Source organism: Amycolatopsis sp. NPDC043885 (genome assembly GCF_056435685.1).
The window spans coordinates 12,113-27,085 of record NZ_JBWKEA010000021.1; the positions used below are offsets into that span (position 1 = coordinate 12,113).

A 14,973-nucleotide genomic window follows, 5' to 3' on the forward strand; every position below is an offset into this window, starting at 1 on the left:
CCCGGTCTCCTCACTGAGCTGGTTAAATTGACCACAACTGTTGTCAGGTTAAAGTTGACAACGGCCGTAGTCAACAAGAGGAGCCGATCATGGCCGGCCGCAGCTGGGCAGGCACGACCCTGGACGACCGCAAGGCCGCACGGCGGGGACAACTCGTCGACGCGGGCCTCGACCTGCTCGGGACCCAGGGCAGCGCCGGGGTGAGCGTCCGCGCGGTGTGCCGTCACGCCAAGCTGACGGAGCGGTATTTCTACGAGAGCTTCGCCGACCGCGAGGAACTCGTCGTCGCGGTCTACGAGCACATCGGCGCGCAGGCGCGGCAGGCCCTCGTCGACGCGGTCAGCGACACGGCCGAACCCGCCGAACGAGCGAAGGCCGCGGTCCGCGCCTTCGTCGAATTGATGCTCGACGATCCGCGCAAAGGCCGCGTGCTCCTGCTCGCGCCGATCACCGACCCCGCGCTGACCACGCGCGGCATCGCGCTCCTCCCCTCGTTCGCCGAACTGGTCAGCGGGCAGCTGTCCCATGGTGACGCGGCCGAACGGCAGATGACGTCGATCGGGCTGGTCGGCGCGCTGAGCAACGTGTTCATCGCCTACCTCGACGGCTCGCTCAAGGTGAGCCGCGAGCGCCTGATCGACCACTGCGTCCGCCTCGTGCTCGGGGCCGACCGTCAACCCTGACCGCGTTCGGCGACCAGCTGCAGGGCGATGTCGATGATCATGTCCTCCTGCCCACCCACGTATTTCGCGGCGCCGACGCGATACAGGATTTCGTGCGCCGGGACGTCGTAGCGCTCGGCGGCGCGTTCGGCGTGCAGGAGGAAACTCGAGTACACCCCTGCGAAGCCCTGCACGATCGACGACCGGTCCATCACCGGCAGCCGCGTGATGTAGGGCTTCACGACGTTTTCGGCCGCATCCATCAGCACGTCCTTGTCGACGCCGGTGCGGATCCCGAGTCGCTCGAACGTCGCCGCGAGAACCTCGGTCGGCGAGTTGCCCGCGCCCGCGCCGAGCGCCACGAGCGAACCGTCGATCTGCCGGGCGCCGGCCCGGTAGGCGAGCACCGAGTTCGCGACACCGAAACTCAGGTTCTGGTGTCCGTGGTAACCGACCTGCGCCTCGTCGCCGAATTCCGCCACCAGCGCGGCGACACGTTCACCGGCGTCCTCCAGGATCAACGCCCCGGCGGAATCGACGACATAGACGCACTGACACCCGGCGTCGACCATGATCCGGCCCTGTTTCGCCAGTGCCTCGGGCGTGGACATATGGGACAGCATCAGGAAACCGACGGTCTCCAGCCCGAGTTCCCTTGCCGCGCCGAAATGCTGGACGGACACGTCGGCCTCGGTGCAATGGGTCGCGATCCGGACCGCGCCCGCGCCGAGGTCGGCCGCCACCCGCAGGTCGCCGACGGTGCCGAGGCCCGGCAGCAGCAGAACGGCGATCTTCGCGTGCCGTGCCTCGGTGACCGCCGCGGCGATCAGCTTTCGTTCGTCCACAAGGGAAAAGCCGTAGTTGAACGTCGAGCCACCGAGCCCGTCGCCGTGGCTGACCTCGACCAGCGAGACCCCGGCGTCGTCCAGCGCCCGGACGGTGTCGCGCACGTTCTTCTCGGTGAACTGGTGCGCCATCGCGTGGCTGCCGTCGCGCAGGCTGGTGTCGACCAGTCGGACCTCACGGTTCACGTCGTCCCAGCTCATGCCGCCACCTCCTGAGTGGCCAGAAGGTCACCGACACGGGCGGCCGCGGCCGTCATGATGTCGAGGTTCCCGGCGTATTTCGGCAGGAAGTCCCCGTTCCCGGCGACCTCCAGGAACACCGCGACCCGCGCCTGCCCGCTCCACCCCGGGCGGGGTGGGTCGTATTGGGGATCCGCCTTGAGCGTGTAACCGGACACGTAACCCTGGACCGTCTCGACCATCCGGTGGATGGATTCGCTCACCGCGTCGAAATCCGCGTCCGGGTCGATCGCGCAGAACACCGTGTCGCGCATGATCATCGGCGGTTCGACCGGATTGATGATGATGATCGCCTTGCCGCGGCTCGCTCCCCCGACGAGTTCGATCCCGCGCGCCGTCGTCGCGGTGAACTCGTCGATGTTCGCCCGGGTGCCCGGCCCGGCCGAGCGCGACGAGACGGACGCGACGATCTCGGCGTAGGGCACCGGCGTCACCCGGGACACCGCGTGCACGATCGGGATGGTGGCCTGGCCGCCGCAGGTGATGAGGTTGACGTTCGGCACGTCCAGCCGTTCGGGCAAGCCCACGGCGGGGCAGGTGAACGGGCCGACCGCGGCCGGGGTCAGGTCGATCGCGCGGATCCCGGCGGTGGCGTACCGCGGCGCGTTCGCCAGATGCGCCTTCGCCGAGGTCGCTTCGAAGACCAGGTCCGGCAGCTCGTCGCGCGACAGCAACCAGTCGACGCCGCCGGCGGAGGTCTCCAGTCCCAGTTCCGCGGCCTTGGCCAGCCCGTCCGACTCCGGGTCCACGCCGACCATGTACCGCACCTCGACGTGCTCGCTGCGCCTCAGCTTCGCGAGCAGGTCGGTGCCGATGTTCCCGGGACCGACGATCGCGGCCACCGCTTTCCGTTGCGCCATGCCAGGTGACGCTCCCCGAGCGGATAGGGCACACTCAACCCATGCGTGCCGCTGGGCGGAACGACGACCCGGAACGAACCGGAGCGGACGGCCTCGTCGCCGCCCGGATCTCCGCGCTGCTCTCGGCTTTCCGTCCCGGTGACGACGCGCTCGGCGTTTCCGAGCTGGCGCGGCGGACCGGCCTGGCGAAATCGACCGTCCACCGGCTCACCGGGCACCTGGTCGCGACCGCCCTCCTCGAACGCGAGGGCGCGGCGTTGCGGCTCGGGCTGAAACTGTTCGAGATCGGCCAGCTGGCGGTACGGCGCCGGGGACTCGTCGAGGCGGCGCGTCCGTATCTGGCCGATCTCCGCGAAGCGACCCGCAACACCGTGCATCTGGCGGTCCTGGAAGGCACCGAGGTCGTCTACCTCGACATCCTGCGGGGGCCCGACGCGCCGTCATTGCCGTCCCGGATCGGCGGCCGTTTTCCCGCGCACGCCACCGGCGTCGGCAAGGCGATCCTCGCGTTCTCGCCGGAATCCGTGGTGACACAAGTGATCGACGCCGGCTTGCCGCGCGTCAGCGTACGGACGATCACCGCCGCGGGCCTGCTGCGCCGTCAGCTCGCCAAGATCCACGGTGAGGGAATCGCGTTCGAACGGGAGGAATCCGGCGTCGGCGTCGTCTGCGCGGCGAGCCCGCTGCTCGACGCGCAAGGGGTGGCGGTGGCGGCGTTGTCGATCTCCGGCTGGGCGAACCGCATGCACACCAACCGGGTCGCACCCGCGGTGCGGACCGCCGCCTTGGCTCTTTCCCGCACCCTGTAAGGGTTCTACGCGACGAGCCCTCGCCGGACCAGTTCCGGACGCACACCCTCACCGAACCAGTACGCCTCCTCCAGATGCGGATAGCCGGAGAGGACGAACTCCTCGACGCCGTGCGCGTGGTACTCCTCGATGAGGTCGGCGACCTCCCCATGACTGCCGACGAGCGCGGTGCCCGCGCCACCGCGCACGAGGCCGATCCCGGCCCAGAGATTGGGGTACACCTCCAAACCGCGGACGCCGCCGCCGGTCTTCCCGCGGTGCAGCGCGGCCATCCGCTGCTGGCCCACGGATTCGCTGGCGGACAACTGTTCCTGGGTGTGGGCGATCCGCTCCGGGTCGATCGCGTCCAGCAGTTTGCCCGCCTCCGCCCAGGCTTCGGCCGACGTGTCACGGGAAAGGGTGTGCGGCCGGATACCGAAGCGGAGCTTCCGTCCCTGCTCGTCGGCGAGCTCGCGGACCTTGGCGATCTTTTCGGCGACCTGCGCGGGCGGCTCGCCCCACGTGAGGTAGACGTCGGCGTGCCTCGCCGCGACCGGCAGCGCCGCCGCGGACGAACCACCGAAATAGATCGACGGAACCGGATCCGGCGCCGCGCGCGTGGTCGCGCCCTCGACCTTGAGGTGCTCGCCGTCGAAGTCGAACGGCTTGCCGCTCCACACACCGCGAACGATCTCGAGGAACTCCCCGGTGCGGGCGTAACGCTGGTCGTGATCGTGCCAGTCACCGAAACGGCGCTGTTCGACCGTATCGCCGCCGGTGACGACGTTGAGCAGCACCCGTCCTTGCGAGATCCGCTGGAACGTCCCGGCCATCTGCGCGGCCAGTGTCGGGGAGATCGTCCCGGGCCGGAACGCGACCAGGAACTTGAGGCTTCTCGTCTCGCGGATCAGCGCGGCCGTCGTCAGCCACGCGTCCTCGCACCAGGTCCCGGTCGGTGTCAGCACGCCTTCGAAGCCGTTCGCCTCGGCGGCGCTGGCGACCTGCGCGAGGTAGCCGAGGCTCGGCTCGCGGGCCGCGGACGCCCCGGCGGCGCGGCTGGCGTGGAAGTGCTCCACGATCGTCCGGCCGTCACCGGTGGTGGGGAGGAACCAATGCAGCTTGAGCGTCACGGTTCCGAGCTTCGGCTCCCCGCACCGGACCGGTCAATCCGCGGGCTCCGCGTCCCGCGATCTGGACGCCCCCTCCGCGCATTTAGTCCTCTGAATGCGTAGACGGGGCGCGGTGGGCCCTTCCCGCATTCAGAGGACTAAACGCGGTCAGCCGCCGAACATCAGCCGCCATTCGTCCAGCGACTTCGGCCGGAACACGAAGTTCGTGTCCTTCACCCGCGACAGGTTCGCCGACGGCTCCGCCGAGTACTGGTGTCCCGGGTAGACGACCGGATCGCCGTCCAGTCCGGCCAGCCATTGCAGGCTCCGGTAGATCGCCTCCGCGTCCCCGCCGGGGAAATCGGTCCGGCCGCAGCCTTCGAGGAACAGAGTGTCGCCGGAGACGAGCTTCCCGTCGACCAGGAAGCACTGGCTGCCCGGAGTGTGCCCCGGCGTGTGCAGCAGCCGGATCGGCACCGCGCCGACCTCCAGCACGTCGTCGTGTTCGTGCGAGCGCAGGTCGGTTCCGGAGACGCCGGTGATCCGGCGGACCCACTCGGCCTCCGCGCCGTTGACGTGGATCGGCACCTGGACGCGTTCCAGCAGTTCCGCGATCCCCGGCAGCGAGAAGCCCATCATCTCGCCGCCGACGTGGTCGGGGTGGTGATGCGTGGCGAGGACACCGGTCAGCCGCATGCCGTCGGCTTCCAGCAGGTCCAGCAGATCACCGACCGCGTACGCCGGGTCGACGACGACGGCCTCGTTCGTCTCCCGATCGCCGATCAGATAGGCGAAGTTGACCATCTGCGTCGCGACGGGATCCCCCACCGCGAAGTCACGGCCAGCGAGCAATTGCCGGAAGTACAGCCTGTCAGCCATGCGGACACCTTACGGCGCTACTCCCCTGTCGTTCCGTCGGCCAGCTCCCGAAGGATGTCCAGATGCCCGACGTGCCGGGCGGTCTCCTGGACGACGTGCGCGAGCACCCAGCGGACGGTGAACTTGCCCGACTTGCGCGCGCGATCGTCCGGCGAGACCCCGGCCAGCGACGATTCCGCCAAGGCCCACTCGGCGCGGTACGCCTCGACGACGGAACGCGGATCGTCGTCCTCGGTCAGGTCCCAGCTCGGATCCGGTGAGCCTTCCCACAGCGAAGGCAGGTCCACGCCGCCCGCTTCGATCGAGAGCCACCAGCGCTCCACCGCGGTCAGATGCTTGAGCAACCCCAGCGCGCTCATCCGCGGGGACGACGGCAGCGGTGTCGCGGCCGCCTGGTCCCTGGTCAGCCCGGCGACCTTGTTCACCGCTGTCGCGCGGAGGAAACGCAGGAAGTCCCACTGGAGCCCGGCTTCGTCCTCGGCGATCCCGTTCGGCCAGGCGCGCTCCACCGGCTCGGCGGCGCTCGAACCCGTGTTCGACATGCGGTCACTGTACACATACGGCGATCTCGCGTGACTGAAGGCGTAACTCGCGTGCTTGAAGGCGTAACTCGTGAGTTACGCGCCCAATCACGTGAGATCGCCCTTTGATCACGCGAGTTACGTGCCCAATCACGTGAGATCCCCGTGTGGACACTGCGGGGCTAGGCTCACGGTTCATGTGGTGGGGTTTGGTTTGCGCGTTCTTCGCGGCCTGTGCGTACGGCGTCGCTTCGGTGATGCAGGCGATAGCCGCGAAAGCGACGTCGGGCGCGGAAGATCGCGTCGATCCCCGCCTCCTCGTGCGGGTGCTGCGGCAGTGGAAGTTCGTCGCGGGTCTCGCGCTCGACGTCATCGGGTTCGTCGCCCAGGTCGCCGCGCTGCGGGTACTGCCGCTGTTCGTGGTCCAGGCGGCGCTGGCCGGAAGCCTCGCCGTGACGGCGGTGGCCGCGCGGACGCTCGGGGTCCGGCTGGGGCGTCGCGAGTGGACGGCGGTCGCGGGCGTCTGCGCCGGGCTCGCGTTGCTCGGGATGTCCGCGGAAAGCGAGGGCTCGGCGTCGACCGGGCTGGGTTTCCGGCTCGTGCTGATCGGTGCGGTCGTGGTGCTCGGCACGGCCGGGATGTTCGCCGGTCGCGCGTCGCGCCGGATCCGGACACCGGCGCTCGGGTTGATCGCCGGCCTGTGCTTCGGCGTGGTCGCCCTTTCCGGGCGCGCGCTCACCAGCCTCGCCCCGCTGGATCTGCTGACCGACCCGGCGACGTACACGCTGGGTGTGGCGGGTGCGCTGGCGATGTTGTTCTACGCCACCGCGTTGCAGCGCGGCAGTGTCACGACGTCGACCGCGATGATGGTGATCGGCGAGACCGTCTTCCCGTCTCTGATCGGGGTGCTCGTACTGGGCGACACCACGCGACCGGGGTTCGCGGCCGTGGCGGCGGTCGGGTTCGTGCTCGCGGTTTCGGCGGCGCTCGCGCTGGCCCGCTTCGGCGAGCCCGCGCCGATCGAGCCGGTCAGCGCGCAGCTCGGCTGACCCCGCGCCGGGACACCAGCAGCCAGGCCAGGTACAGACCGCCGATCGCCCCGGTGACGAGACCGACGGGCAGGCCCGCCAAGAACTGCTGGGTGATCAGATCGCTGGTCACCAGCAGGAGCATGCCCATCAGCGCGGCCGCGGCGAGGCCCGGCCCCGAAGACCGCGTGAGCCGCTTCGCCAGCTGAGGCGCGGCGAGTGCCAGGAACGCGATCGGACCGGCGGCCGCCGTCGCGATCGAACACAGCCCGACGCTGACCCCGAGGAGCACGACCCGGCTCCGCTGCACCGGCACGCCGAGCCCCTTGGCCGAGTCGTCCCCCATCTCCAGCAGGGAAAGCCTTCTGCCGTAGACGAAAGCGGGCGGAAGCAGGACGGCGATGGCGATCGCGACAGGGCCGACATGCTCCCAGCCGCGCCCGTTGAGCCCGCCGACCAGCCACGCTTGCGCCGCGAGACCGTCCTGCCAGGAGGCCCTGGTGATCAGGTAGGAGTTGAACGCGATGAGCATCGCGTTCACCCCGATACCGACGAGGATCAGCCGGAAGGTGTGCACGCCGCCCTTCAGCGCGAGCAAGGCGATCAACGCCGCAGTCGCGACCCCGCCGACCAGCGCTCCCAAGGACACCTGGAGCATGCCGCCGTGCACCACGATGATCGTCAGCAGCGCACCGGCGGCCGCGCCTTCGGTGAAGCCGATGAAGTCGGGGCTGCCCAAGGGATTCCCGGACAGGCTCTGCAGGATCGCGCCGCTGACCGCGAGCGCGCCGCCGACCAGCAGCGCGGTCAGCAGGCGGGGCAGCCGCAGGGTGGTCACGATGAACTCGGTGCTTCGGTCGCCGAAGCCGAACAGCGTCTGGATGACCTCGCCGACGGACAACGGGTAGTCGCCGGTGGTCAGGCTGACCGCGCCGAGGAAGAACACAGCGATGGCCAGCAGCGCGACGACGATCGCGGCTCGCGGGGTGACGCGAAGGGAAAGTCCGCCGCCCGGGGTGCGCAGGACGCGGGTGCTCATCCGTGGGTGCTCCTTGATCGCGGTCACAGCCTGGCCAGCTTCCTGCGGCGGCAGAGCGCGATGAACACCGGCGCGCCGAGGAACGCGACGACGATGCCCGCTTGCAGTTCCTCCGGCGGGTTCAGCACGCGGCCGACGACGTCGGCGCCGATCAGCGCGATCGGCGCGAGCAGCATCGAATACGGCAGGACCCAGCGCTGGTCCGGGCCGACCAGCATGCGCGCGGCGTGCGGCACGGCGAGCCCGAGGAACAGTACGGGTCCGATCGCCGCGGTCCCCGCACCGCAGAGCAGCGTCACCACGACCGCGCCCAGCACCCGGGTGCGGCCCACGTGGGCGCCGAGCGCCTTGCCGGTCTGGTCGCCGAGCGCGAGGACGTTGAGCGGCCGGGCGAGCAGCAGCGCGATGATCACACCGACCGCGACGAACGGCGAGATCTGCAGGAACACGTCCCATTTGCGGCCGCTGAGCGAACCGACGTTCCAGAAGCGGAACTGGTTGAACGTCTCGGGCATCAGCAGCAGGATCCCGACGATGTAGGCCTGGAGCACGGCCATGACGGCCGAACCGGCGAGCACGAGCCGGTCCGGCGTGGCACTGCGCCCCGCCGAGCCGAGCACGTACACCACGACCGAGGCGATCGCGGCGCCGGCGAAGGCGAACCAGATGTAGCCGAGCACGCTGGTGACCCCGACGAACGCGATCCCCGACACGACCGCGGCCGAAGCACCGGTGTTGACGCCGAGCAGGCCGGGATCGGCGAGCGGGTTCCGGGTGAGCGCCTGCATCACCGCGCCCGCCAGGCCGAGCGCCGCCCCCACGACCACGCCCAGCAGGGTCCGCGGGATACGGAGGTCGTGGATGATCACCGCGTCGGTCGAGCCGTCGTTGTGCCACAGCACCGACCAGGTCGAGGTGAACGGGATGCTCTTCGACCCCACCCAGATACTGAGCAGGAACACCAGCGCCAGCAGGGCGAGCCCGACCACCAGACCGCCGGCGCGGAACGTCCGTGCCGCCGCGCTGGGCGGGGACGCCGCAGCGGGCGGGCGTTCGGTGACGACCACGGAACCTCCTTCGAGTGAGGCGAGGCTAACCGAACGCCGGAGTTCACCTCAACGAGCTACCTACTTAGACTAGCCTTACCTTCCCCACCACGAACGGAGGCGCCGGTGACCGCAACGGCCACCACCAGCCGGAGTGTCCTGCGGCAGGCGATTTCCGGGCAGCGACGGCGGGTCACTCTCGCCTCCGTGCTCGCCGCTGGGCACCAGGGCGGTGAAGCCCTCGTCCCGGTGATCATCGGTGTGGTGATCGATCAGGCGGTCGACGGCGGTTCCGTGGGCACGCTCGTGTTCTGGATCGCCGTGCTCGGCGTGATCTTCGCCGGACTGTCCTACAGCTACCGGTTCGCCGCGCGCGCGGCCGAGGGCGCGTCGCTGCGGGCGGCGCACGACCTGCGCATCGCGATCAGCCGACGGGTCCTGCATCCCGGTGGCGGCGCCGACAAGGGCAAGCTCGCAGGCGAGCTGGTCAACATCGGCACCAGCGACGCGCAACGCGTCGGGGTGGTGAACGCGGCACTGCCGTTCGGGATCGCCGCGCTCGCCGGGGTGCTGGTCAGCGCCATCGCGCTGCTGCGGATCTCGCTTCCGCTGGGGCTCCTCGTGCTCCTGGGCACACCTCCGCTGCTGTACCTCGCGCATCTCATCGGCAAGCCGCTGGAGCGCCGCAGCGAAGCCGAACAGGAACGGTCCGCGCACGCCTCGGGCGTCGCCACGGACCTGGTGTCCGGCCTGCGGGTGCTCAAGGGCATCGGCGCCGAACCCGCCGCGGTCGCCCGCTACCGCGACACGAGCCAGAGCTCGCTCAAGGCGACCTTGCGCGCCGCGCGGGCCAAGGCCTGGCACGACGGCGCGGTGCTCGCGCTGACCGGCGGCTTCATCGCGGTCGTCGCCCTCGTCGGCGGGCATCTCGCGGCGTCGGGCTCGATCAGCGTCGGCGATCTCGTCGCCGCGGTGGGGCTGGCCCAGTTCCTGCTCACGCCGTTCCTGATCTTCTCGTGGGTCAACGGCGAACTGGCGCAGGGCCGCGCGTCGGCGTCCCGGGTCGCCGACCTGCTGACCACGCAGGTGGCGGTCGAACCAGGGGACGGCGAACTCCCTTCCCCCGCCGGCGGGAACGTCCGGTTCACCGAGGTCTCGTACGGCAGCCTCCGCGGCGTCGACCTCGAAATCCCGGCCGGGCAGCTGATCGGCGTCGTCGCCGCGGATCCGGCCGCCGCGACCGATCTGCTCGACTGCCTCGGCCGCGCGGGAGATCCGGCCGAGGGCAAGGTCCACGTCGACGGCGTCGATCTGTCCACTGTGGATCCGGAGCGAGTGCGGGAGGTCGTCCTGGTCGCCGCGCACGACGCGGACCTGTTCGAAGGGACGCTCGCGGAGAACGTCCACGCGGACGGCCTTTCCTCCGACGAGGCGTTGGCCGCGTCGGCCGCGGACGAGGTCGCGGCGGCCTTGCCGGACGGCACCGCGACCGCGGTCACCGAACGCGGACGTTCCCTCTCCGGCGGCCAGCGGCAGCGTGTCGCGCTCGCCCGCGCGCTCGCCGCGGACGCGCCGGTGCTCGTCGTCCACGACCCGACGACGGCGGTCGACACGGTGACCGAAGCGAAGATCGCCACCGGGCTCGCCCGGCTACGACGAGGACGGACCACGATCCTGGTGACCACGAGTCCCGCCCTGCTCGCCGTGGCCGACCGCGTCGTCGTCCTGGACGGCGGCCGGATCACCGGCGAGGGCGGCCACGCCGAACTCGCCCGCGATCGCGCCGACTACCGCGCGGCGGTGCTGTCATGACCCGTGAACTCCTCCCCACCGCCGACGGCAAGCGGATCCGCGCCGTCCTCGGCGAACTGCTCCGCACCTCGAAGGCCCGTGCCATCGGCGCGCTGGCGATGCTCGTCGGCGCGACCGCGATCGGGCTGCTCACCGCCCGGCTGCTCGGCCACATCGTCGACCTGGTCATCGAGAAGCGGCCCGCGACCGAGCTGACCACCCCCGTGGTGGCACTGGTCCTGGTCGCCGTCGCACAGGCCATCGCGACCGCGTTGGGTGTCTCGCTCACCGCCAAGCTCGGCGAAACACTGCTCGCGGAACTCCGCGAACGGTTCGTCGACCGGGCGCTGGGGCTCCCGCTGGAACAGGTCGAACGCGCGGGCTCCGGCGACCTCACCGCCCGCGTCACCAACGACGTCACGGTGGTCGCGAGGGCGGTCCGCGAAGCCCTGCCCGAACTGGGTCGCTCGGTGCTGACAATCGTGCTGACCCTCGGTGCGCTCGCCGTGCTCGACTGGCGGTTCCTCCTGGCCGCGCTGCTCGCGACACCGATCCAGCTGCACACCGTCCGCTGGTACGTCCGCAACGCCGTCCCGTTGTACGCGAAGCAGCGGATCGCGACGGGTTCGCAGCAGCAGCAACTACTCGACACGATCGGGGGTGCGAAGACCGTCCGCGCGTTCCGGCTCGCCGACGCCCACGTGGAGCGGGTCCGGCAGCGGTCCGAGGGCGCGATGGACCTGATGCTGCGCGGTGTCCGGCTGATGACGAAGTTCTTCGCCCGGCTCAACCTTGCCGAGTTCGTCGGTCTCTCGGCCGTACTCACGGCCGGCTTCCTGCTGGTGGGCGCCGACGCCGTGACCGTCGGCGCGGCGACCGCGGCGGCGTTGTACTTCCACAGCCTCTTCGGTCCGATCAACACCGCGCTGGCGCTCGTCGACGACGCGCAAGCGGCCGCCGCGAGCCTCGCCCGGCTGATCGGTGTCGCCGATCTGCCCGCGCCGAGCGAACCCGAACGGCCGGCGAAACCCGTCGACGCCTCGGTGAAGGCGGCGGGCATCTCCCATTCCTATGTGGACGGTCATCCGGTGTTGCGGGACGTCGATCTCAGCCTCTCCCCCGGTGAGCGGGTCGCGCTGGTCGGCGCGAGCGGGGCGGGCAAGACGACACTGGCCAAGCTGATCGCCGGGATCCACACCCCGGCCTCGGGGACCATCGCCGTCGGCGGGGTCCCGCTCGACGAACTCGGGCCGTCCGCCACGCGACAGGCGGTCGCGCTGATCAGCCAGGAGGTGCATGTCTTCGCCGGTTCGCTGGCGGACGACCTCCGGCTCGCCCGTCCCGGCGCTTCCGACGCGGAGTTGCTGGCGGCGCTGGAAAAAGTCGGCGCGCGCGGCTGGGCGGAGGCGCTGAGCGAAGGCCTCGCGACCGTGGTCGGCGAGGGCGGGCATCAGCTGACCGTCACCCAGTCGCAGCAGCTGGCGCTGGCGAGGCTGGTGCTCGCCGATCCGCCGATCGCGATCCTCGACGAGGCGACCGCCGAAGCCGGCAGCGCGGGGGCGAAGACCCTCGAAGCCGCCGCAGCCGCGGCGCTGGAGGGCCGGACCGGTCTGGTCGTCGCGCACCGGCTGACGCAGGCCGCGGCGTCGGACCGCGTCGTCGTGCTCGACGCGGGCGTGATCGTCGAAAGCGGGACGCACGACGAACTCGTGGCCTCCGGCGGTCACTACGCAACGCTCTGGGCGGCCTGGTCGGACAACCGTTCACGGACGTGATCCGGGACGCACCGTCACCGGTTGCAATCGGGCGGTCGGCGTCTTAGGTTAGCCAAACCTGATCCTCGATTAATCCGGCATTCCGCCGGACAGCCGATCACGAAGGACGGACGATGGCCCGAATCCCCACCCTCTCCGCCGTGCGCGGGCGCCTGAAGACCGCCGGCCTGCTGGCGTCCACCCTGGTGCTGGCCGCCTCGCTCACCGCGTGCGGAGGAGGCGGCGAGTCGGCCACCCCGGCCGCGCAGAACTCCGCCGGCTCCGCGGTCGACGCGAACGCGTTCCCGACCACGATCGAGCACAAGTACGGCAGCACCACCATCACACAGGAGCCCAAACGCGTCGTCACGGTCGGCCTGACCGAGCAGGACGCGCTGCTCGCGCTCGGCGTGGTCCCGGTCGGTGTCACCGAATGGCTCGGCAAGTTCCCCGGCACCATCGGCCCGTGGGCGACCGACAAGCTCGGCGGCGCCGCGCTGCCCGAGGTCCTCAAGGACGTGGACGGGCCGCAGTACGAGAAGATCGCCGCGCTCAAGCCGGATCTGATCATCGCGCTGTACTCCGGGCTCACCAAGGAGCAGTACGACAAGCTGAGCCAGATCGGCGTCCCGGTCGTCGCGCAGCCGAAGGAGTACAACGACTACGGCATCCCGTGGAACGAGGCGACCAAGAAGGTCGGCCAGGCCGTCGGCCGCGCCACCAAGGCGAACGAACTGGTCAAGGGTGTCGAGGACAAGTTCGCCCAGGCCCGCAAGGAGCACCCGGAGTTCGCGGGCAAGTCGGCGCTGATGGCCTCGACCTACGAGGGCTACTTCGTCTACGGCAGCCAGGACGGGCGTTCGCACATCCTCGAATCGCTCGGCTTCAAGCTGCCCGCCGACCTCGACGCCGTCATCGGTGACAAGTTCGGCAAAAGCCTCAGCGCCGAGCGGACCGACCTGCTCGACCGCGACGCGCTCGTGTGGCTCATCGACACCCCGGCCAAGGCGCAGGAGATCCTCGGCAAGGACGCGCTCTACACCGGCCTGAAGGTGGCGAAGGAGAAGCGCGAGGTCTTCATCGAGAACGAGGGCACCTATGGCAGCGCGGTCTCCTTCGTGACCGTGCTGAGCCTGCCGTACGTGATCGACCGGATCGTCCCGCAACTCGCCGCCGCGGTCGACGGTGACCCGAAGACCGAGGTCAAGCCGGCGAACTGAGCCGTTCGACCGGTCCGTGAAGGCCTCCTTCCCTACCCTCACAGTAGGGAAGGAGGCCTTCGCTACCTTCGGGGATGCCCACGGCCGTACCGACGCTCGCTCAGTGCGGGAACCCCCAGGAGTCGTGCAGCGGAACGGTGATCTGCTTCAGCCACGTCTTGGTGGTGAAGTCGCGAGCCTTGATGACCACCGAGAACGGCGAGACCTCCACCTGCAGCCCCTGGTTGAACGCGCCGCCGAGGGACACTTCCCCGCCCTTGCCGTCGTCCGTCCAGCCGGTCTGCACGGCGGCGGTGTTGACGACGGTGAACCCTTCGAGATTGCCGGTACCAGGCACCACGCGGCGGACCACCCAGTCCGACAGGTTCAGATCCCAGTGCGTGTGCCCGGAGAAGAGGAACACGTCCCGGTGGCGGCCGAGGATCGAAAGCAGCCTGTCGGGCTGGAGGTAATCGGACCGGTAGAGCTTGTTGTGCGTGCCCGAAACGGTGTTGGGCAACGGATGATGCGTCAGCACCATCACCGGGCTGCGCCGGTTCGACCAGTACCGCAGGCGTTGTTCGAGCCAGGTGAACTGGCGGTCGCTCATCCAGACCTCGTCCCACAGCTTGGGGTCGTGGTACTTCGCGTACCGCTCGGTGCCGAGGCAGAGCACCGGAACGCCGCCGAACGACGTCTCGTTGTAGACGGTGTTGCGGCCCGCGAACCGGTAGAAGCCGCGGAAGAGGGAATCCTCGGTCGTCCCGTTGGGCCAGGTCTCCTGGGCGAGGGTGTCGGGATCCCGCCATTTCGGAACGTAGAACTCGTGGTTGCCGATGGCCCACGCGACCTCGCGCGGATGCGGGTGCTTGTCGAACGTCGCGCGAAGCTGGGCGTACTCGAAGTCGTAGCCGCGCGGGGTGAGGTCGCCCGCGATGCCCAGCCCGGCGCTGCCCGGGTTGATCGCGTGCAGGTCGTCGAGCGCCTTGCCGAAGTCGGTGAGGTCGCCCTGGATGTCGCTGAGGACGTTGAAGCGGACGACCGGCCCATGCGGGCCCCACTTCCCCTGTGTCCGCGGTTGCGCCTCCGCCTGACCCGGCAGCATCGCTGCCCCTGCCGCCGCACCACCGGCGGTCACCATGAACGCTCTTCGATCCATAACCCGAACGCTACTCACGTTTTATGGCCGGATTCTGAACAACGCAAGTCCGT

At 70.0% G+C, this 14,973-nt stretch carries 14 protein-coding genes; 6 read left to right on the plus strand and 8 right to left on the minus strand.

What is annotated here, in order from left to right; genetic code table 11:
• Positions 1-89: 89 nt before the first annotated feature.
• A complete protein-coding gene (locus AC069I_RS37860; protein ID WP_478232581.1) occupies positions 90-683 on the plus strand; it encodes a TetR/AcrR family transcriptional regulator in 594 nt (197 codons plus the stop codon).
• On the opposite strand, the gene dmpG is transcribed toward AC069I_RS37860, so the two are convergent.
• Both dmpG and AC069I_RS37870 read right to left on the minus strand, forming a co-directional pair.
• Positions 674-1,708 carry a 4-hydroxy-2-oxovalerate aldolase gene (dmpG, locus tag AC069I_RS37865; RefSeq protein ID WP_478267493.1) on the minus strand — a complete coding sequence of 345 codons (1,035 nt, stop codon included), beginning with the start codon at positions 1,706-1,708 and terminating at the stop codon, positions 674-676. The genes AC069I_RS37860 and dmpG overlap by 10 nt on opposite strands.
• Positions 1,705-2,607 (minus strand): acetaldehyde dehydrogenase (acetylating), encoded by a 903-nt coding sequence (locus tag AC069I_RS37870; RefSeq protein ID WP_478267494.1) that lies wholly within the window; start codon positions 2,605-2,607, stop codon positions 1,705-1,707. Before AC069I_RS37870 ends, dmpG begins: the two co-directional genes overlap by 4 nt.
• A 41-nt stretch (positions 2,608-2,648) precedes the next feature.
• On the opposite strand from AC069I_RS37870, the gene AC069I_RS37875 reads away from it, so the two are divergent.
• Positions 2,649-3,416, plus strand: coding sequence for an IclR family transcriptional regulator (locus tag AC069I_RS37875; protein ID WP_478230766.1), 768 nt, complete (start codon positions 2,649-2,651; stop codon positions 3,414-3,416).
• Positions 3,417-3,421: 5 nt separating this feature from the next.
• Here AC069I_RS37875 and AC069I_RS37880 read toward each other — a convergent pair whose 3' ends face one another.
• From AC069I_RS37880 to AC069I_RS37890, 3 genes are all read right to left on the minus strand, one after another.
• The gene (locus AC069I_RS37880) at positions 3,422-4,525 is read right to left on the minus strand and encodes an LLM class flavin-dependent oxidoreductase (protein ID WP_478267495.1); all 1,104 of its coding nucleotides are present in this window, start codon (positions 4,523-4,525) and stop codon (positions 3,422-3,424) included.
• Positions 4,526-4,672: 147 nt separating this feature from the next.
• On the minus strand, positions 4,673-5,383 hold the full coding sequence (locus AC069I_RS37885; RefSeq protein ID WP_465536689.1) for an MBL fold metallo-hydrolase: 711 nt from the start codon (positions 5,381-5,383) through the stop codon (positions 4,673-4,675).
• Positions 5,384-5,400: 17 nt separating this feature from the next.
• On the minus strand, positions 5,401-5,925 hold the full coding sequence (locus tag AC069I_RS37890; protein WP_478267496.1) for a DinB family protein: 525 nt from the start codon (positions 5,923-5,925) through the stop codon (positions 5,401-5,403).
• Between the two features lie 176 nt (positions 5,926-6,101).
• Here AC069I_RS37890 and AC069I_RS37895 point away from each other — a divergent pair, with 176 nt between their 5' ends.
• On the plus strand, positions 6,102-6,953 hold the full coding sequence (locus tag AC069I_RS37895) for a DMT family protein (protein ID WP_478267497.1): 852 nt from the start codon (positions 6,102-6,104) through the stop codon (positions 6,951-6,953).
• On the opposite strand, the gene AC069I_RS37900 is transcribed toward AC069I_RS37895, so the two are convergent.
• Entirely contained in the window at positions 6,934-7,971 is a 1,038-nt protein-coding gene (locus AC069I_RS37900; protein ID WP_478267498.1) for a FecCD family ABC transporter permease, read from the minus strand. The genes AC069I_RS37895 and AC069I_RS37900 overlap by 20 nt on opposite strands.
• Positions 7,972-7,994: 23 nt before the next feature.
• Positions 7,995-9,038, minus strand: coding sequence for a FecCD family ABC transporter permease (locus AC069I_RS37905; RefSeq protein WP_478267499.1), 1,044 nt, complete (start codon positions 9,036-9,038; stop codon positions 7,995-7,997).
• 105 nt (positions 9,039-9,143) lie between these two features.
• On the opposite strand from AC069I_RS37905, the gene AC069I_RS37910 reads away from it, so the two are divergent.
• From AC069I_RS37910 to AC069I_RS37920, 3 genes are all read left to right on the plus strand, one after another.
• Positions 9,144-10,829, plus strand: coding sequence for an ABC transporter ATP-binding protein (locus tag AC069I_RS37910; RefSeq protein ID WP_478267500.1), 1,686 nt, complete (start codon positions 9,144-9,146; stop codon positions 10,827-10,829).
• Positions 10,826-12,583: an ABC transporter ATP-binding protein gene (locus AC069I_RS37915; protein WP_478267501.1), complete on the plus strand. Its 1,758-nt coding sequence runs from the start codon at positions 10,826-10,828 to the stop codon at positions 12,581-12,583. Before AC069I_RS37910 ends, AC069I_RS37915 begins: the two co-directional genes overlap by 4 nt.
• A gap of 113 nt (positions 12,584-12,696) precedes the next feature.
• Positions 12,697-13,782, plus strand: coding sequence for an iron-siderophore ABC transporter substrate-binding protein (locus AC069I_RS37920; RefSeq protein WP_340682195.1), 1,086 nt, complete (start codon positions 12,697-12,699; stop codon positions 13,780-13,782).
• Between the two features lie 100 nt (positions 13,783-13,882).
• Here the strand turns inward: AC069I_RS37920 and AC069I_RS37925 are convergent, their stop codons facing one another.
• The gene (locus tag AC069I_RS37925) at positions 13,883-14,920 is read right to left on the minus strand and encodes a metallophosphoesterase family protein (protein WP_340682196.1); all 1,038 of its coding nucleotides are present in this window, start codon (positions 14,918-14,920) and stop codon (positions 13,883-13,885) included.
• Between the last annotated feature and the right edge of the window lie 53 nt (positions 14,921-14,973).

Excerpts from the sequence above, each read along its gene's own strand:
- AC069I_RS37860 (WP_478232581.1), top strand. The coding sequence starts at position 90 with ATGGCCGGCCGCAGCTGGGCAGGCACGACCCTGGACGACCGCAAGGCC.
- dmpG (WP_478267493.1), bottom strand. The coding sequence starts at position 1,708 with ATGAGCTGGGACGACGTGAACCGTGAGGTCCGACTGGTCGACACCAGC.
- AC069I_RS37870 (WP_478267494.1), bottom strand. The coding sequence starts at position 2,607 with ATGGCGCAACGGAAAGCGGTGGCCGCGATCGTCGGTCCCGGGAACATC.
- AC069I_RS37875 (WP_478230766.1), top strand. The coding sequence starts at position 2,649 with ATGCGTGCCGCTGGGCGGAACGACGACCCGGAACGAACCGGAGCGGAC.
- AC069I_RS37885 (WP_465536689.1), bottom strand. The coding sequence starts at position 5,383 with ATGGCTGACAGGCTGTACTTCCGGCAATTGCTCGCTGGCCGTGACTTC.
- AC069I_RS37890 (WP_478267496.1), bottom strand. The coding sequence starts at position 5,925 with ATGTCGAACACGGGTTCGAGCGCCGCCGAGCCGGTGGAGCGCGCCTGG.
- AC069I_RS37895 (WP_478267497.1), top strand. The coding sequence starts at position 6,102 with ATGTGGTGGGGTTTGGTTTGCGCGTTCTTCGCGGCCTGTGCGTACGGC.
- AC069I_RS37900 (WP_478267498.1), bottom strand. The coding sequence starts at position 7,971 with ATGAGCACCCGCGTCCTGCGCACCCCGGGCGGCGGACTTTCCCTTCGC.
- AC069I_RS37915 (WP_478267501.1), top strand. The coding sequence starts at position 10,826 with ATGACCCGTGAACTCCTCCCCACCGCCGACGGCAAGCGGATCCGCGCC.
- AC069I_RS37920 (WP_340682195.1), top strand. The coding sequence starts at position 12,697 with ATGGCCCGAATCCCCACCCTCTCCGCCGTGCGCGGGCGCCTGAAGACC.
- AC069I_RS37925 (WP_340682196.1), bottom strand. The coding sequence starts at position 14,920 with ATGGATCGAAGAGCGTTCATGGTGACCGCCGGTGGTGCGGCGGCAGGG.